Genomic DNA, 17,269 nt, shown 5'->3' on the forward strand with positions numbered 1-17,269 from the left:
ACCGCCCCTGCCCGCAGGAAGGGAGCACCACCTTGGCCGCCGTCCCCTCCCCCTCCGACCCACCGGCCCCGGGCCGTCACCGTGTCGCCGTCATCGGCGGCGGAAGCGCCGGCATCAGCGTCGCCGCCCGCCTGCGCCGCGCCGGCGTCACCGGCATCACCCTGATCGAGCCCTCCGACACCCACTGGTACCAGCCGCTGTGGACGCTGGTCGGCGGGGGCCAGGCGCCCCTGCACGCCACCCACCGCCCCGAGGGGTCGGTGATACCGGACGGCGTGCGCTGGATCCGCCGCCGCGCCCTGGCCGTCGATCCGCAGGCCCGGACGGTGACCCTGTCCGACGGCGCCGGACTCGCCTACGAGTACCTGGTCGTGGCGCCCGGCCTGCAACTCGACTGGAACGGCGTGCCAGGGCTGGCCGAGGCGGTCGGCCACGACGGGGTGAGCAGCAACTACGCGCCCGAGTACGCTCCGCGCACCTGGGAGCTGATCAGGTCCCTGCGCTCGGGCACGGCCGTGTTCACCCATCCGGCGACCCCGGTGAAGTGCGGCGGCGCCCCGCAGAAGATCGCGTACCTGGCCGCCGACCACTGGCGCAGACGGAAGGTGCTCGACGGCATACGGATCGTCCTCGTCCTGCCCGACCCGGTGATGTTCAAGGTGCCCGCCTGGTCGCGGGTACTGGAGAAGGTCGCCGAGCGGTACGGCATCGAGGTGCGGCTGCGCTCGGAGATGACGGCCGTCGACGGCACCGCCCGGGAGATCACCGTCACCGACCACGCGAGCGGCACCAAGGAGACCATCGCCTACGACCTCCTGCACGCCGTGCCGCCGCAGAGCGCGCCCGACTGGGTGAAGTCGAGCCCGCTCGCCGACCCGGCCAGCCCCCAGGGCTTCGTCGCCGCGGACAAGCACACCCTCCGGCACCCCGTCCACGAGAACGTCTTCGCGCTCGGCGACGTGGCGAACCTGCCCACCTCCAAGACCGGGGCGGCCGTGCGCAAACAGGCGCCGGTCGTGGCCGGCAATCTGCTGGACGTGATGAACGGGCGCTCCCCCTCGCACCGTTACGACGGCTACACGTCCTGCCCGCTGGTGACGGCCCGCGACCGGATGCTGCTCGCCGAGTTCGACTACGACCTGAAGCCCACACCCAGCTTCCCGCTGCTCGACCCGTTCAAGGAGCGGCGCACCCTGTGGGCGTTCAAGCGGTACGGCCTGCCGCCCGTGTACTGGCACGGCATGCTCACCGGCCGCCTCTGACCGGCCGGCCCGGGTCTCCCCCGCCCCCGGCTCCGGCCACCGGTCCCGGCCCTCCGGCGAAGCGGCACCGGTGGGTCACCAGGTCGGAATGTATCCGCCGTCGATGACCATGTCGCTGCCGGTGATGTTGCCCGCCCGGTCCCCGGCGAGGAACACCACCAGTTCGGCGACCTCCTCCGGCGTGGAGAAGCGTCCGGTGACGGAGGCGGCCGCCGCCTGCGCCACCACGTCCTCGGGGGTGGTGCCCGCGGCGGCGGAGAGGGTGGCCGCGACGCCGTCCCCGGCCAGCCACAGATCGGTCCGCACCGGTCCGGGGCTGACCGTGTTGACCCGGACGCCCCGGGGTCCGACCTCCTTCGACAGCGCCTTGGAGAAGGCGACGAGGGCGGCCTTGCCGGCGCTGTAGTCGATCACCATCGGGTCGGGCAGGGTGGCGTTGACGGAGGCGACGGTGACGATCGAGCCCTGCCCGGCGCCGAGCATCAGCGGCAGGGCCGCACGGGTGACCCGTACGGCGCTGAGCAGGTTCAGGTCGAGGACGCGCTGCCAGTCCGCGTCGGTCACCGACAGGAACCCGCCGGTCCGGACCGGCGCGCCGCCGACGTTGTTGACCAGGACGTCGACGCGTCCCCCGGCCGCCTGCACGAGCCGCTCGGCGTCCTGCGGCTCGCCGAGGTCGACCGGGATCCAGGTGACCGGGCCCTGGTTCACCAGCGAGTCCAGTTCGGGGGTGGAGGAGCGGGATCCGGCGACGACCGTGGCCCCGGACCGCGCCAGAGCCGCGACGACGGCCAGCCCGATCCCCTTGCTGGCTCCCGTCACCACGGCGGTGCGGCCCTGCAGTGGCGTGCTCATCGGTGCTCCGTTCCGCCGTTTCCGCCGTTTCCGCCGTTCCGCCAGGAGGGGCGGCCGCCGTGCGGCCCGTACGCCGGGCACGTCGCTCCGCCCGGGAGGGTACGGCCGGTCCCTGTCCCCTCCCGCTCATGTCTCCACGTATAGAGCCGGCCGCGCGGTCCCGCCCGGGGAGCGGCCCGGACAGGTGAGCCGCGGCACGCCCACCGGCCGGCGCGCCGCCTCGAGAGATCCGGCGGACCGGCGCAGGCACCGGGTTTCAGGCGCCGTCCCGGTCCGGGCGGGCCAGTTCGATGCCGACACGGCCGCCGACCCGCAGGGCCACCGTGCGGGTCGGCTCCACCGTGAAGCCCGCCGCGGCGATCCTCCGCGGCACGGCGTCGCCGGTGTTGTCGCGCATCCGCTCGCGCATCCGGCCGCGCATGGCCCGCCCGTGCGGGTGGTCGTGCCCGTCCGGGTCCAGCACCGCGTCGGCCAGGACCAGCAGCCCGCCGGGCCGGAGCACCCGCCGTACCTCGGCCAGCAACGCGTCCTTGGACGCGCTGTCCAGGTGGTGGAACATCAGGCTGGAGAAGACCCGGTCGAAGGAGCCGGTGCCGTAGGGCAGTTCCTGGGCGAACCCGCGGTCCAGGCGGACGGTCAGGCCGGCCCGGCGGGCCTTGCGCGCGGCCCGCGCCAGCGCCACGGGGTCGGGATCCAGGCCGACGAGGTCCACGCCCGGGTGCCGCCGGCCAACCGCCCGGAGCAGGTTCCCGGTGCCGCAGCCCACGTCCAACGCCCGGTGCCCGTCCCGCAGCCCGGCCGCCGTGATCATCTCCTGGTGGACGGAGTGCAGGCCGAACACATGGTGCGCCACGTCGTACAGCGGCGTCAGGAAGCGCTTGCCCAGGCCCGGGACGTACTCGCGTTCGGTGGACGACTGAGACGTTTTTTCGGTCATGCCGTCATTCTCGACGCGTACAAGGCACGGATTCTGTGCCGATGTGCGGCTCGTATGGGACGATCCTGCGGTGAGGACGGTGCGCTCGGCGCCCGGCCCGGACCGGCCGGCGACCTACTCGATACTGCCGGCGCCCGGGGAACTGCCCGTGGCGGCCTGGCGGCTGGACCACGGTCTGCGGAGCGGCGGCACGTTCGAGGAGCACGCGCACGACTTCCCCGGCCTGGCGTACTTCGCGACGAGCGGCGGGCTGCTGCGCACCGGCCGGCGGGCCTGGGCGATCGAGGCCGGGGACCTGTTCGTCATCGCGCCGGGCGACGTGATGGGCCGGATCCACGCCACCGACCTGGCCGGTGCCGAGGGCTGGGGCGTGTTCTTCACCTCCGACGCGCTCGGCCCGGACGTCCCCGGCGCCCATCTGGCCTGGCGCACCCATCCGCTGCTGTTCCCCTTCGTCCGCGGCGGCGCGATCGGCGCGCTGCGCCTGCGGGTGCCCGCGGCGGAGCGGCCCGAGTGGACCGCCCGCATCCGGGCCCTGCACGACGAACTCGCACAGCGCCGGGACGGTTACCGGGAGGCCGTCTCCGCCCACCTGACCCTGCTGCTGGTCGCCGTCTCCCGGCTGGCCGCCGACGTCGTGGGCGACCTGCGCGAGAACCGGGAGCAACTGCTGGCCGACGTGTTCGAGGTGATCGAGGAGCGCTACCCGCTGCCGCTGTCGCTGCGCGACGTGGCCGCCGCGGTCAGCGTCTCCCCGGGCCACCTCACCTCCACCGTGCGCCGGCGGACCGGGCGCACCGTGCAGGAGTGGATCACCGAGCGGCGGATGGTGCAGGCGCGGCGGCTGCTGACCGCGACCGACCTGCCGATCGGCGAGATAGGCAGGCGGGTGGGCTTTCCCGACCCCGGGTACTTCGCCCGCACCTTCCGCAAGGTGCACGGCGTCAGCCCCGCCCGGTGGCGCCGCGCGCAGACGTGATGCCCCTCCCCGCGGGAGGCGCGGCAGTGCCCGCCGTGGGTACCCGTACGGGCACGCACACATCGACGGAAGGGGCCGGCGCATGCGTATCGATCTCGAAGGCCGCACGGCACTGGTCACCGGCTCGACGCAGGGCATCGGCGCGGCGATCGCGGCGGGGCTGGCCCGTGCCGGGGCCCGGGTGGGCGTCAACGGCCGCAACGCGCAGCGCGTGAAGGACAGCGTCGAGCGGCTGGCGCAGGAGGTGCCCGGGGCCGAGTTCGTCCCCGTGGCGGCGGACGTGGCCACCGAGGAGGGAGCCGGCCGGGCCACGGACGTCCTGCCGCGGGTGGACATCCTCGTCAACAATCTGGGGATCTTCGGCGCCGAGGACCCCCTGGAGATCACCGACGCGCAGTGGCGGCGCTACTTCGAGGTCAACGTGCTGGCCGCGGTGCGGCTGACCCGGTCGTACCTGCCGGGCATGACCGAACGGGGCTGGGGACGCATCCAGTACATCGCCAGTGACTCGGCGGTCGTCATCCCCGCGGAGATGATCCACTACGGCATGTCGAAGACCGCGCTGCTCGCAGTGGGCCGGGGCTTCGCCAAACAGGCCGCCGGCACCGGGGTGACGGTCAATTCCGTGATCGCCGGCCCCACGCACACCGGCGGCGTCGAGGACTTCGTGTACGAACTCGTCGACCGCGATCTGCCGTGGGACGAGGCCCAGCGGGTGTTCATGCGCGAGCACCGGCCGCAGTCCCTGCTGCAACGGCTGATCGAGCCGGAGGAGATCGCCCACATGGTGGTCTACCTCAGCTCCGACCAGGCCTCGGCCACCACCGGCGGCGCACTGCGCGTGGACGGCGGATACGTCGACTCCATCCTGCCGTGACCGCCGTGACCGTGCGGCGGCGGACCCGAGGCGGTGAGGGGGCCGCTGACGGTTTGTGACGGACCGTCAGCGTCCCCCTCACCGGCGGGCGTCAGCGTCTGCGGGACCAGCCGGCCCCGATTCCCGCGACGTGCAGGGCCAGGGCCGTCAGCCCCAGCAGCATGATGTTCACCGAGGAGAACGCGTCGTTGGTGGCGATGTCCGCCGCGTTCACCAGGAACGCGATGAAGAACAGCACCGCCGCGACCAGACCGAGCATCGAGGGCTCCTTCCGTGGGTTCCGCAGGGTGAAGTCCGTATGCCCGGCCGGCCCGTTCGCAGACGGGGGGTGTTGGCGCGAACCCGGGTCCGCGCCGGTTTCCGTCCCCGCCGCAGCGGACGAAAGGTGCGTTCACGGGCGCCCGGCGCCGTGCGCGGCGGTCTCGCGCACGGCGCCGGCGATGGCCGGGTAGTCCTTGCGCAGGATCGCGCCGTGGTTGCCGGCGGCCTTGGCGCTGACGCGGATGTGCGGGTTGCGGGCGGTCACCGCGTCGAGGCCGGAACGGATCCGCTCCTGCTCGTCGCCGCGGCTCCCGAAGGACGTTCCCGAGGCGACCACGTACCGCACCGGGACGGTGATGCCGTCCAGTACGGGGCCCAGCTCGCGCTCGCGGGAGAGCCTGCCGAGTTCGATGTTGCTCTCCGCCTGCTGCCCGGCGGTCATCCGCGGGGTCAGGCCCGTGGGGCGCAGCAGCGGCGTGAACCAGCCCAGCCGCCGGAACAACCGGCGGATCCGCTGCTCCATGGCCTCGTCCAGCCAGTCGTACGGGAACGCTCCGTCGACCAGGACCGCGCCCACGGTACGGTCCGGATTGCGGTGGGCCCAGTGCGCCGCGACGACCGCGCCGTAGGACCAGCCCACCAGCAGCGCCCGGTCGACGCCCCGGGCCGCGAGAACCGCGTCGACGTCCCGGACGGCGGCCTCGAAGGAGTAGTCCGCCGAACGCTTCGACCTGCCGCGGGCCCGCTCGTCGTAGGTGATGTGCCGCCAGCCGGTGCCCAGTTCGGCGATGACCCGCCGCCAGTACCCCTGGGTGGCGAACTGGCCGTTGAGGTAGACCACCGGGACGCCGGAGCCCCCGGCGTCGGTGACCGCCAGCGCCGTGTCCTCGACCGGCACCATGCCGGTCCACCGGGCGCCGGCCGAGGACGTGCTGTTCTTCGCCATGTACTCCCCCTGCTCCTTCGCGTTCCACCGTGCGAGCCACTGTTTCCGATACAGGAAACGCTACGTTGCGTTCCAATTCTCGGCAACGAGTTCACTGCGCGTCGGCAGCCAGCTTGCAGGTCAGAGGCGCGAATTCAGTGCAACGACCGTGAAGCGAACGCAACGACGCGCACGCGGAGCGTTGCAATGACCCAGAAGGGAACGCTACAGTCGCGAGCGGCGGCACCGGACAGTCGGACAGGCCGGACAGGACACCAGGAGAACGCGATGCCGGGAGGCAGACTCACCCAGCAGGAGCGCCGGCGGATCGCGCTGGGGCTGGCCGACGGCCTTCCCTACGCCGAGATCGCCCGGCGTCTCGGCCGCCCGACCTCGACGGTCACCCGTGAGGTGATGCGCAACGGCGGCCCCACCGCCTACCGCGCCGACGCGGCCCACCGCGCCACCGAGCGCCGCGCCCGCCGACGGGCGCCGGTCCCCTCGCGGGGCGCGGGGCCCCTGCCCGAGAGCCGTGGCCGCGACGCTCGCGCCGTGGCCGAGTACGAGGAGTCGCTGACCACCGTTCTGATGGCCTCGGGGCTGCCCAGAATGGCGGCCCGGGTGCTGACCTGCCTCTTCACCACCGACGCGGGCAGCCTCACCGCGGCGGAGCTCGTACGGCGGCTCCAGGTCAGCGCGGCGTCCGTGTCCAAGGCGATCGCGTTCCTGGAAGGCCAGAGCCTGGTCCGCCGGGAACGCGACGAACGCCGCCGCGACCGGTACGTCGTCGACGACGAACTCTTCTACCAGGCCACCCTTTCCAGCGCCCGGGCCCATGACCAGCTCATCCGGACCGCACGCCAAGGCGCCGCCGTGCTCGGCCCCGACACCCCTGCCGCCGACCGGCTGGAGAACATCGCCCGCTACCTCGACTTCATCAGCCGGAGCATCGCGCGCGCCGCCGAGGAGGCCCGCGCCGTTCTGCGCACCGGAGGCGACCCCTCCGCGCCGTGACAGCCCGCGCGCGAAGGGAGAGCGCCCGGCCGCCCGGCCGCCCGGCCGCCCGCCCGGCCGCCCGGCCGCCCGCCCGGCCGCCCGCGCGGCCGGGCGTGCGGGGCGCGGTCAGGCGCGGTGGTACTGGACGGGTGCCGACACCTCGCCGCCGAGTGCGCCGGCCGCGTGGCGCGCCCAGTAGGGGTCGCGCAGGAGTTCCCGGCCCAGCAGGACCGCGTCGGCCCTGCCGGAGGCGACGACCTCCTGGGCCTGCGCCGGTTCGGTGATCATGCCGACGGCCGCCACGGGCACACCCGTCTCGCTGCGGATCCGCTCGGCGAACGGGACCTGGTAGCCGGGCCCGGTCACGATCTTCGCGTCCGGCACGTTGCCACCGGTGGAGACGTCGACGAGGTCGACACCGCGGGCGTGGAGTTCCTTGGCGAGCCGCACGGTGTCGTCCGCGGTCCAGCCTTCCCGGCCGTCCTGCGGGTTCTCGGCCACCCAGTCGGTGGCGGAGACGCGGAAGAACACCGGCAGCTCCTCCGGCCACACCGCGCGGACGGCGTCGGCGACCTCCAGGGCGAACCGGGTCCTGCCCTCGAAGGAGCCGCCGTACTCGTCGTCGCGGTGGTTGCTGTAGGGGGAAAGGAACTGGTGGATCAGGTAGCCGTGCGCGCCGTGGATCTCGGCGACCTGGAAGCCGGCCGCCAGCGCGCGCTCGGCGGCCGCGGCGAACCGCCGGACGATCTGAGCGATCCCCTCCTCGGTCAGTTCCTCCGGCGTCGCCGACGACGCGCTGAACGGCAGCGGGCTGGGCGCGACGGGCTTCCAGCCGTAGGGCTCGTCCGGGGCGATCGGGCGTCCGCGGTCGACCCAGGTGCGCTCGGTCGAGGCCTTGCGCCCGGCGTGCGCCAGCTGGATGCCGGGCACGGTGCCCTGCGCCTTCAGGAACCCGGTGATCCGCCGGAAGGCGGTGACCTGCGTGTCGTTCCAGATGCCGAGGTCGTACGGGCTGATCCGCCCCTCGGGGCTGACGGCCGTGGCCTCGGTGATGATCAGTCCGGTGCCTCCGGTGGCCCGCGCGGCCAGGTGCGCGAAGTGCCAGTCCGTCGCCGCGCCGACCGCGTCGCCTTCCGGGGCCGCGCTGTACTGGCACATCGCCGCCATCCAGATGCGGTTGGGAATGGTCAGCGACCGGAGCTTGTACGGAGTGAAGAGGGAGGTCAAGTCGGGCTCCTTGTGAGAGGGCTGCGTACCGCGGCGGGACCGGCGGTGAGGTCCGGCGCCGTACGCACCGGCTTCACCGCGTCCCCAGCCGATTGTAGCCGCACATAATCCGTTTCCGCTCTTTACCCGCGCTTGCAAGTAGTTTCCTCGCAGCCGGTGAACTGCCGTATCCGCCGTGGCCCCGGACGGCTGAGGCGCCGTGCAGGGGGTAACCGCGCTGAAGCGTCGAGAGGACAACGGCGCCGGGCGAGGACGACCCCGAGGCCCGGGGCCCCGGGAAAGGAGTGCCATGCCAGGCATGATGGAGCGCATCAAGCAGTTCGCCAGGAGCCCGCAGGGGCGGCGCGCGGCCGAGCAGGTGCGGCGGGCCGCGGCCGACCCCCGTCGCCGGGCCCAGGCCCAGCGCCTGCTGGGCAGGCTGCGCGGACACCGCTGAGCACTTCGGGCGCACGCCCGAGCACATCGGGCGCACGCCGGACCATCGACGCCTCGCCGACGGCCGCCGGCCCTTTCCGGTTTCCGGCAGCGGCCCGGCGGACCTCCCGGCGCCGGCGGACGCGGGCCGGAAGGGGCCCGCGTCCGGCCGCGTGTCACCCGGGTGCCGCACGCGAGTCACCTGGTTGGGCGGCGCCACCGGGCCCGTTCGGTCGACTGCGTGAACGCTGAGGTGCCGTAGGGCACCGATCGAGAGCGAGGTCGACATGCCGATATCCGCGATACGCGGTTCACTGCGCCGTGGCGGACCGCTGCGCGGGGCGGCTGCGGGGTGTGCGGTGGCCGCCCTGTGCGCGGTGACGACGGCGCCCGCGGTCGCGGACGGCGCCACCGCGGGCGCCGCCAGGCCGACCGTCGTCCTCGTGCACGGTGCCTTCGCGGACGCCTCCAGCTGGAGCGGGGTGACCGAGCGGCTCCGGCGCGGCGGGTACACCGTCATGGCCCCGGTCAACCCCCTGCGCGGCCTGTACAGCGACGCCGCCCACCTCGCCTCCGTCCTGAAGACGGTCCAGGGCCCCCTGGTTCTGGCGGGCCACTCCTACGGCGGTGCCGTCATCAGCACCGCCGCCGCCGGAAATCCCCAGGTCAAGTCCCTCGTCTACATCAACGCACTGATGCCGGACGCCGGGAGGAGCGGCGGCAGGTCGCCGTCCGCCCACTTCCCCGGTGCCCTGGGCACCGCCACCGCCTCCGTGCCGTGCCGGACCACCGGCAGCGGCGGTTCCGGCATCCCGTCCTGGGCGCCGCCGGGGCGGCAGGACAGGACCGTCCGGCCCTCGCGGGAGCGTTTCGAGGCGCGTCGGGCCCACTCCCGCACCGGGGAGGTCGGCTCCTGCCATGTGTCCCTCGGCGCCGCCCCGGACGTCGTGGCCGGCCTGATCGTGCGAGGGGCCACCGCCGCCGCGGCCGGTCCGGCCCCGCGGCCGGCGAGCACGGGCTCGGGCGGCGGCCGTGAACTCGCCGCGGTGCTCGGCGGCGGTGCCGCCGCCGCCCTGGTGACCGTCGGCGCGGGCGTGCTGCTGCTCGGCCGGCGCCGTCCGCCGCGGCGCCCCGCCGCCGCGCATCACCCCGGCCGCGGGTGACGGACCGGCGCCTCGGCGGCCGGGCCGGCTCGGCCGGCCCGCCACACCGCCGCCGGGGCGCCCCATCGCACCACTTGGCGACGTCCTCGGCGGCGGGATGCCCGGCTGTGCCCGCCCGTCCGCGCCCCTCCGCGCCCCTCCGCGCCCGGACGCGTCAGCGCCGACGGGCAGAGCAGGCGGCCGGAAACCCGGCCGGCGGGCCGGAACCGGGGCAGGGGGTGGGCGACCGCACCGGATCGGGCCGTCCGGCCCGATCCGCGGGGACCTGCCGGACGGTTCCGCGCCGGTCGTGGGTCAGAACGGGCCGTGCAGGCTGCCGAGCCGGTCGGTGAGGCGCAGGTTCTCGGCGTAGTCGACCGGGCAGGCGATCACGGACACGCCCTCGTCGTCGAGGGCACGGCGCAGGGTGGGCAGCAGTTGGCCGGCGGCGTCGATCGCGTAGCCGCGGGCGCCGAAACTCTCGGCGTAGGCGACCAGGTCGGGGTTGGTGAACCGGGTGTGGCTGTGGCGGCCGAGTTCGAGCTCCATCTTCCAGGTGATCAGCCCGTACTCCTCGTCCACCAGGACCAGCACGACCAGCGCGACGCCTTCGCGCACGGCCGTCTCCAGTTCCTGGGAGTTCATCAGGAACGCGCCGTCGCCCGTCACGGCCAGCACTCTTCTGTCCGGCCGGGCCAGCTTGGCGGCGATCGCGCCGGGCAGCGCGAAGCCCATGGTGGACAGCCCGTTGCTGACCAGGCAGGTGTCCGGTGCGTAGGTCGGGTAGAGGCGGGCCATCCACATCTTCCCGGCGCCGGTGTCGGCGAGCACGATGTCGTGCCGGTCCAGGGCGGCACGCACGTCGTGCACCACCCGCTGCGGAGCGAGCGGGAAGGCGTCGTTGCCGCGTCCGTACCTCAGTTCCTCGTCGAGCAGCGTGCGGATCCTCTGGCTGCTTCCCGAGTCGAAGACGACGCCGTCGGGGAGCGCCGCGGCGAGCGCGTCCAGTGCCTGGGAGAGGTCTCCCTCGACGCCCACGGCGACCGGATAGCGGGCGTCCACCTCCGCGGGGAAGCGGTGCACGTGCACGATGCGCTTGTCCCCGTGCGGATTGATCCTGGCCGGGTCGAACTCCTGGATCTCGTAGCCCACGCAGATCAGCACATCGGCCGCGTCGAAGCCGAAGTTGCCGTAGTCGTGGCGCATGAAGCCGACCGCGCCGAGTGCGTTCGGATGGTCGTCGGGGAAGACGCCCTTGCCGTGGAAGGTGGTGGCGACCGGGATGTCCAGCCGCTCGGCGAACCGTACGAGAGCGGCCGAGGCGCCGGCCCGGGCGGCGCCGTGGCCGGCCAGCACGACGGGGCGCCGGGCGGCGGCCAGCACCTCGGCCGCTCGTGCGATCTGGGAGGGGGAGGGCGCCTCGGCGCGCACCACGTCGATCTGCAGGGGCTCGAGCGGTTCGGCGGGCCGCTCGGCCTCGATGTCCTCGGGCACGGCGAGGAACACGGCGCCGGGCCGCTCGCTCTGCGCGGTCTTGAACGCCTTGCGGGTCATCTCCGGCACCGCGTCCGGGCACTGGACGCAGGCCGACCACTGGGTGACCGGCGCGAACATCGACACCAGGTCGATGATCTGGTGCGACTCCTTGTGGACGCGCCGCAGCGAGCCCTGGGCCGCCAGCGCCACCATCGGCGCGCTGTTGGTCGTGGCGTCGGCGGCGCCCAGCAGGAGGTTGATCGCGCCGGGGCCCAGCGTCGCCGAGCACACGCCGGCCCGGCCGGTGAGCCGCCCGTAGATCTCCGCCATGAAGGACGCGGCCTGTTCGTGGCGGACCAGGACGTACCGGATCCCGGACCCGCTCAGCGCGTCGACGAAGCGGATGTTCTCCTCGCCGGGGATCCCGAAGACGTACTCCACGCCCTCGGCCCGCAGACAGCGCACCAGCAGGTGCGCGACGTCCTCCGGCGCGGCGGGCGGCGGGGCGGTCGCGTCGTCAGTGCCCATGGCAGGACCGTAGGCGCACCGCGCGCCCCCGGCGATTTCTCGTGGGCCGGCCGGTGGAACCGGGGGTGCGCCGTCCGGGCTCGTGCTCGGCGCCGGTCCCCTTGGGGGTGTTGCGGTGGCGCCTGCCGTGGCCGGCCCGCACGCTGATTGGCGGATGTGGACATGCCTCGCGCCGTGGTGCGAGCAGAAGGTTCAGGGAGGACCGTGTGACCGCTTCTTCGCCCGCCGCCGACGCGCCGCCGGCCCACTACGACGATCTGCGCGCCCTGGTGATCAACTGCACCTTGAAGCGCTCGCCCGAGCGGAGCAACACCCAGGGCCTGATCGACCGCAGCACCGCCATCATGGAGGCCCAGGGCGTGGCGGTGGACGTGGTACGGGCGGTGGACCTCGACATCGCGACCGGCGTGTGGCCCGACATGAGGGAGCACGGCTGGGAGAGCGACGCGTGGCCGGAGCTGTACCGCACGGTCATGGCGGCCGACATCCTGATCCTGGCCGGCCCCATCTGGCTGGGCGACAACGGCTCCGTGACGAAGAAGGTGATCGAACGCCTCTACGCCTGCTCCAGCCTGCTCAACGACGCGGGCCAGTACGCCTATTACGGCCGGGTCGGCGGCTGCCTGATCACCGGTAACGAGGACGGTGTCAAGCACTGCGCCATGAACATCATCTACAGCCTGCAGCACCTGGGGTACACGATCCCGCCCCAGGCGGACGCCGGCTGGATCGGCGAGGCGGGCCCGGGACCCTCCTACCTGGATCCCGGTTCGGGCGGTCCCGAGAACGACTTCACCAACCGCAACACCACGTTCATGACCTGGAATCTGCTGCACCTGGCCCGGGCGCTGAAGGATCTCGGCGGCATTCCGGCCTACGGCAACCAGCGCACCGCCTGGGACGCGGGCTGCCGCCACGACTACGAGAACCCCGAGCACCGGTAGCGGCACCGGCGTGCGGGACGGCGGGACGGCCGGCCGGCTCGTGGCGCCGCGGTACGTCGGCTGCGGCCGCTCAGGACTTCGGGACGAGCCAGGGTTTCGGGAACAGTGCCCAGTGGCCGTTGACGAAGACCAGGCCGTCGTAGGCCATGCCGTACGGCTCACCGGGCTCGGTGTACTTCCAGCGGTAGACGGTCAGGCCCGGTCTGAAGGCGTCCTTGACCTGCGCGTAGCCACCGGGGAACGCCGAGAGGGACGGCGCGGTCCCGGTCCGGATCTCGTCGGTGGTGGCCGACCACATCTGCAGCACGGTCTGCTGGGGTTTGGCCCAGGGCCCGAGCGGCAGGGGCGGCGCGGTCCGGTAGAAGCGCTCGGCCCGTTCGGCGAACTGCGGCTGGAACACGGTCCGGTAGTCCTCGTGCGTGGGCCGCAGGGAGTCCACCAGGCTCAAGTCGCTGCCCGCACCGGCCTTCACCAGCAGGGCCCTGGCTCCTTCGGCGGTCCCGGGATAGGCGCTCGCCGACGCGGCCGGCCCGCCGGGGCCACCCGGGGGGCCGATGCCGATGTCGATCACTCCGAGGGCGACGAGGACGGCGACGGGTACGGCCGACAGGGCGGAGACGGCCTGCAGCCGGCGCCAGTACCGCTGGCGTTCGCTGCGGCGCAGGAACTCCTCGGCCGGCCCGGGCAGTCCGAACTCACGGCGCCACCGCTGTCCGAGCGCCAGGTCGGTTCCCTGCAGGAGGTCGCCGCGGTTCCTGGAGCCGCGCCACCGGCCGGCCCGCTCCAGGGCGTGGTCCAGCCAGGCGTCGTACTCGGCGTACCGGGCGCTCCACTGGCGCAGCCGGGGCCACTTGTCGATGAGCAGGTCGTGGACGAGTTCGGCCACGGGCGCGGCTTCCTGCCCGGGTCCCTCCGGGGAGCGGACGGTGATGATCCGTTCCCGGGTCAGTACGGCCAGCACCTGGTCCACCGTGGCCTCGTCCGCGGCCGGACCGCAGACCATCGCGCGCAGCGCCTCGACACCGCGTGGTCTGCGCGTGTCCAGGCTCTGCCCCGTCCGGTCGTGGCGCACCAGGAGGGCCAGGACGCGCTGGGCGACCGCCTTCTGACGCTCGTCCAGCTGGCGCAGCACACCGTCGTGCCACTGGGCCAGGCTGCCGCCGAACCGGCCGACCTCGGCGTAGGCCGTGTGCGTCAGCAGGTTGTCGGTGCGGCGCTCCCACAGCAGCGTCAGCGTCTTCTCCAGCAGCGGCAGCACGGTGGCGCGGACCTCGTCGGGGCCGGTGTCGTACCGGCCGCCCGACAGGACCTCGGTGAGGATCGTCTGCGGCAGTCCCTCCTCGAAGCACAGCCGGGCGTCCGCGGCGGGCTCGGTGATGATGTCGCGCAGTTCGCCCGAGGTCAGCGTGGGCGGCATGTCGACGACGGGCTTGACGGCCTCCAGCAGCTTCGGCGCCCGGTCGGCCAGTCGCGGATAGAAGTCGTTGCGCATGACGAGCAGTACGGTGACGGGGGCGCAGGACTCGACGAGCTCGGTGAGCTGCCGCAGCACGGCGAGGTCCTCGTCGGCCCCGGACGGCGTGCCGTCGCCGGGACCGGGGGATGTGAGCAGTTCTTCGAACTGGTCGATCACCAGCAGCAGATGACGGCTGTCGGCGGACCGTGCCAGGAACCTCTCGGCCGCGGCGAGGATGCCGTCGGCGGCTCCCTGGAGACCCTCGCGTTCCAGGCCGGCCGTGAGGCCGCGCTCCGGGCGGACGACGACCGGCCGCCAGCCCGGCGGCAGAGCGGTCAGCACACCCGCCTGCACCAGGGACGACTTGCCGGATCCGGAAGGCCCCTGCAGCAGCACCCCGCGCCGCCCGCCCACCAGATGGCGCAGCAGCTGCCCCTTCGCCCGGTCACGGCCGTGGAACCAGCGCGCGCTGTCCCGGGTGAACGCGCGGAAGTCCTGGTACGGGCAGGCCTCCTCCGGCTCCAGCTCGGGCCACACCTCGCGCAGGATCTCTCCGGGCGTCGCGTACGCGGTGTTCAGACCCCGCTGGTGGGGGTCGGCTCCCGGCAGCGCGGTCACCATGCCGATCACCAGGCCGGTCCGGACGTCGACGACCGGGCCGCCGCTGAATCCCCGCGCGACGGTGTTCGCCTCGTGCAGCTGGAGCACCCAGTGGTCCCGGACGCGCAGCGGACCGCCCGCCACCGCCGTGCCTTCGTGACCGCCGGCGAAGGTCGAGCCGGGGAAGCCGAACGACCAGGCGGGCCGCCCCTCCGCCCCGCTCGCGAGCCCCACCAGCAGGGCCGGAACCGACGGCGGGGGCCCGGCCAGCCGGACGACGGCCATGTCCTCGTCCTGCGGTGCCCGCCAGGGCCCCGTCAGCACCGTCCCGGTGACCTGAGGCGTCCCGAGGGCCTGCGGGAAGCGCAGCGGCAGCTCGTCACCGGGGCCGCACCCCGCCTCCAGCACGACATGGGCGCAGGTGACCACGGCCCCGCCCGGGACGAGGAAGCCGGCCCCGGCGACCGTGCCCGCGCGGGTGAGGACCTGTGCCACCGCGGCGGCCGGACCGCCGCGCCCGGGGGGCCCGGACGCTACAGGGTTTCCGTCCGCGGAGGACGCGATCACGGGTTCCACCTCAGTCCGGGTTCTCACCGGCGCCGTCGGCGGCGCTCTCGGCGGCGTTCCAGGTCAGGGTGACCCTCAGATGGCAGCCCGCCTCGCTCTTGGCGATCACCGCCCCCGCCTGCGCGGCCAGATCGACGCCGAACTCGATCTCCATGCTGTCGGGCCGCGCCCGCCGGAACTCGTCCAGCACCGCCCGCGCCATGGCGGTGACGGGACCGATCGCGCTCTGCAGGCTGTGCGGCAACTCGCGTATCGCGTCGGCCGTTCGCCCGGCCATGACCGGTCCGGCCGACGCGTCGGCCGGCTCGGCCTGCACAAGGATCGAGCCGCCCCCGTCCAACGGCACACGCACAACTGGCCCTGCTGACACCGGCGTCCCCCACCCGTCGAGCGTCCCGGCCTCGTCACGAGGCGGTGGATACTCAACGTAACACCACAGACACGTTTCCGTCGGTGGAATCCCACCGGAAGGCGGCCCCCTTCATGCCGGGCGGTCCCCCGCTCGTGCCGGGCGGATCCCCCGCTCATGCCCGGCGGTCCCCCCTCATAGCGGGCGGGCCCCCAACTCATGCCGGGCGGTCCCCGTTCGCGGACGGCTCCCGCCGGTCCGGCCGCGCGGTGGCGGTCTCCCGGGCCCGGTGGCGGATCTCCCGGGGGCTGACGCCGAAGCGCCGGCGGACCGCCGTGCTCATCGCGCTGGCCGAGGAGAACCCCGAGGCGTGGGCGAGTTCCGTGATCGTCATGTGGTCGCACTCGGCGCACTGGAGGCGGTCGCGCACCAGGCGCAGGCGTTCCTCCCGGATCAGCTCACGTGGGGTGGTGCCCACGCGCTGGAGGGCCAGTTGGATCTGCCGCAGCGACCAGCCCAGCGCGTGGGCCATGGACGCCCCGGTCAGGCCGGGGTCGGCCGCGTGGTCGCGCACATGGCGCCGGACCAGTGCCTCGACCTCGCCGAGATGGCCGGGGGCGTCGGGACGGTCGTCGCCCGAGACGAGCATGCACAGCAGCTCGACGATCCGGTCCGAGACGGCGTCGAACTGCGCGTCGGTCAGGGCGTGGCGCTCCTCGTGCAGGCCGCTGATCATGGACCCGACCACCCCGCCCAGCCCCCTGGTCAGGTCCACCCCGGTGGCCAGCGGTGACCTCCGGTTCAGCGGGCCGTCCACCTCACGCGCGGGGATGGTGAAGATGTAGGCGAGAGCCCGGGTCTGCTGCCGGCACTGGAAGGGATCGCCGAAGGTGACCAGGGCGGCCGACCCCGGGGAAAGGTGCGCCACCTCGTCGTTCTGCCGCAGGACGATGTGCCCCTCGACGGGCAGGAGGAGGCGGTAGTCCTCGTCCGGGTCCTGCCGTACGTGCTGGGCGGTCCGGTGGTACTCGACCGGGTCCGACCAGAACCGGACGAGCTGGTAGGTGCGGCTGCGCTGGCGGACCGTCGCGCCGCGGAAGTCGTCGGGGCACGCATAGCGGTACCCCATGCGGGGCTGGTAGGAGGCGATGTGCTCGCTCCAGAAGTCGGCCCGCTCACGCGGGTCCACTTCGCCCGTGGTCTGCGACTCCAGGATGTAAGGCCCCGTGGGCAACGTGACTCCTCCGCTGCGACGGGTTTTCCGGCGGTGTGTGCGTGGCAGCCCAGAACTCCCGTGCGTCCACGGGCTGGTTACACATGGTCACCATAGGGGCAGCAAGCGGTGTCCGGGAGCGGCGGAAGGCTTTTGGCACATGCCACTGGCATGTGGGCGACAGACCGTCCGCCGGTGACCGCGCTCCGGGGCGCGTGTGCGCCTCGCGGCAACTTCCTTGCGTGTGCGCGCAAGTGCGCC

Annotated in this window: 16 protein-coding genes; 7 read left to right on the forward strand and 9 right to left on the reverse strand. The window is 73.6% G+C overall.

Annotated elements, in window-relative coordinates; translation table 11 throughout:
• Positions 1 to 32 precede the first annotated feature (32 nt).
• Positions 33 to 1,262, forward strand: coding sequence for an FAD-dependent oxidoreductase (locus tag ACI2LW_RS06770; protein WP_404730070.1), 1,230 nt, complete (start codon positions 33 to 35; stop codon positions 1,260 to 1,262).
• Positions 1,263 to 1,337: 75 nt separating this feature from the next.
• Here the strand turns inward: ACI2LW_RS06770 and ACI2LW_RS06775 are convergent, their stop codons facing one another.
• The gene (locus tag ACI2LW_RS06775; protein WP_404730071.1) at positions 1,338 to 2,117 is read right to left on the reverse strand and encodes an oxidoreductase; all 780 of its coding nucleotides are present in this window, start codon (positions 2,115 to 2,117) and stop codon (positions 1,338 to 1,340) included.
• Positions 2,118 to 2,373: 256 nt separating this feature from the next.
• Positions 2,374 to 3,054: a class I SAM-dependent methyltransferase gene (locus tag ACI2LW_RS06780; RefSeq protein WP_404730072.1), complete on the reverse strand. Its 681-nt coding sequence runs from the start codon at positions 3,052 to 3,054 to the stop codon at positions 2,374 to 2,376.
• 70 nt (positions 3,055 to 3,124) lie between these two features.
• Here ACI2LW_RS06780 and ACI2LW_RS06785 point away from each other — a divergent pair, with 70 nt between their 5' ends.
• Together ACI2LW_RS06785 and ACI2LW_RS06790 are read left to right on the forward strand one after the other, a co-directional pair.
• Entirely contained in the window at positions 3,125 to 4,033 is a 909-nt protein-coding gene (locus tag ACI2LW_RS06785) for an AraC family transcriptional regulator (protein ID WP_404730073.1), read from the forward strand.
• Between the two features lie 82 nt (positions 4,034 to 4,115).
• The gene (locus ACI2LW_RS06790; RefSeq protein WP_404730074.1) at positions 4,116 to 4,910 is read left to right on the forward strand and encodes an SDR family NAD(P)-dependent oxidoreductase; all 795 of its coding nucleotides are present in this window, start codon (positions 4,116 to 4,118) and stop codon (positions 4,908 to 4,910) included.
• Between the two features lie 91 nt (positions 4,911 to 5,001).
• On the opposite strand, the gene ACI2LW_RS06795 is transcribed toward ACI2LW_RS06790, so the two are convergent.
• A complete protein-coding gene (locus tag ACI2LW_RS06795; protein ID WP_404730075.1) occupies positions 5,002 to 5,169 on the reverse strand; it encodes a hypothetical protein in 168 nt (55 codons plus the stop codon).
• 132 nt (positions 5,170 to 5,301) lie between these two features.
• A complete protein-coding gene (locus ACI2LW_RS06800) occupies positions 5,302 to 6,117 on the reverse strand; it encodes an alpha/beta fold hydrolase (protein ID WP_404730076.1) in 816 nt (271 codons plus the stop codon).
• Between the two features lie 267 nt (positions 6,118 to 6,384).
• Here ACI2LW_RS06800 and ACI2LW_RS06805 point away from each other — a divergent pair, with 267 nt between their 5' ends.
• The gene (locus ACI2LW_RS06805) at positions 6,385 to 7,110 is read left to right on the forward strand and encodes a helix-turn-helix domain-containing protein (protein ID WP_404730077.1); all 726 of its coding nucleotides are present in this window, start codon (positions 6,385 to 6,387) and stop codon (positions 7,108 to 7,110) included.
• Positions 7,111 to 7,218: 108 nt separating this feature from the next.
• Here ACI2LW_RS06805 and ACI2LW_RS06810 read toward each other — a convergent pair whose 3' ends face one another.
• Positions 7,219 to 8,319: an NADH:flavin oxidoreductase/NADH oxidase gene (locus ACI2LW_RS06810; protein WP_404730078.1), complete on the reverse strand. Its 1,101-nt coding sequence runs from the start codon at positions 8,317 to 8,319 to the stop codon at positions 7,219 to 7,221.
• Positions 8,320 to 8,608: 289 nt separating this feature from the next.
• On the opposite strand from ACI2LW_RS06810, the gene ACI2LW_RS06815 reads away from it, so the two are divergent.
• Complete coding sequence (locus tag ACI2LW_RS06815; protein ID WP_404730079.1) at positions 8,609 to 8,755, forward strand: hypothetical protein; 147 nt, start codon at positions 8,609 to 8,611, stop codon at positions 8,753 to 8,755.
• Positions 8,756 to 9,020: 265 nt separating this feature from the next.
• On the forward strand, positions 9,021 to 9,896 hold the full coding sequence (locus ACI2LW_RS06820; RefSeq protein ID WP_404730080.1) for an alpha/beta fold hydrolase: 876 nt from the start codon (positions 9,021 to 9,023) through the stop codon (positions 9,894 to 9,896).
• A gap of 294 nt (positions 9,897 to 10,190) precedes the next feature.
• Here ACI2LW_RS06820 and ACI2LW_RS06825 read toward each other — a convergent pair whose 3' ends face one another.
• A complete protein-coding gene (locus tag ACI2LW_RS06825) occupies positions 10,191 to 11,879 on the reverse strand; it encodes an acetolactate synthase large subunit (protein ID WP_404730081.1) in 1,689 nt (562 codons plus the stop codon).
• Between the two features lie 206 nt (positions 11,880 to 12,085).
• Here ACI2LW_RS06825 and ACI2LW_RS06830 point away from each other — a divergent pair, with 206 nt between their 5' ends.
• The gene (locus ACI2LW_RS06830; protein WP_404730082.1) at positions 12,086 to 12,823 is read left to right on the forward strand and encodes a flavodoxin family protein; all 738 of its coding nucleotides are present in this window, start codon (positions 12,086 to 12,088) and stop codon (positions 12,821 to 12,823) included.
• A gap of 70 nt (positions 12,824 to 12,893) precedes the next feature.
• On the opposite strand, the gene ACI2LW_RS06835 is transcribed toward ACI2LW_RS06830, so the two are convergent.
• The 3 genes from ACI2LW_RS06835 to ACI2LW_RS06845 all read right to left on the reverse strand — a co-directional run bounded on the left by ACI2LW_RS06835 (position 12,894) and on the right by ACI2LW_RS06845 (position 17,029).
• The gene (locus ACI2LW_RS06835; RefSeq protein WP_404730083.1) at positions 12,894 to 15,446 is read right to left on the reverse strand and encodes a trypsin-like peptidase domain-containing protein; all 2,553 of its coding nucleotides are present in this window, start codon (positions 15,444 to 15,446) and stop codon (positions 12,894 to 12,896) included.
• Between the two features lie 10 nt (positions 15,447 to 15,456).
• On the reverse strand, positions 15,457 to 15,816 hold the full coding sequence (locus ACI2LW_RS06840) for a CU044_2847 family protein (RefSeq protein ID WP_404730084.1): 360 nt from the start codon (positions 15,814 to 15,816) through the stop codon (positions 15,457 to 15,459).
• Between the two features lie 196 nt (positions 15,817 to 16,012).
• Positions 16,013 to 17,029, reverse strand: a complete 1,017-nt coding sequence (locus ACI2LW_RS06845) for an AraC family transcriptional regulator (protein WP_404730085.1) — start codon at positions 17,027 to 17,029, stop codon at positions 16,013 to 16,015.
• Positions 17,030 to 17,269: the final 240 nt, after the last annotated feature.

Origin of the sequence: Streptomyces sp. NPDC004065 (assembly GCF_044903565.1) — a bacterium.
In the GTDB taxonomy this organism is placed as follows: Bacteria; Actinomycetota; Actinomycetes; order Streptomycetales; family Streptomycetaceae; genus Streptomyces.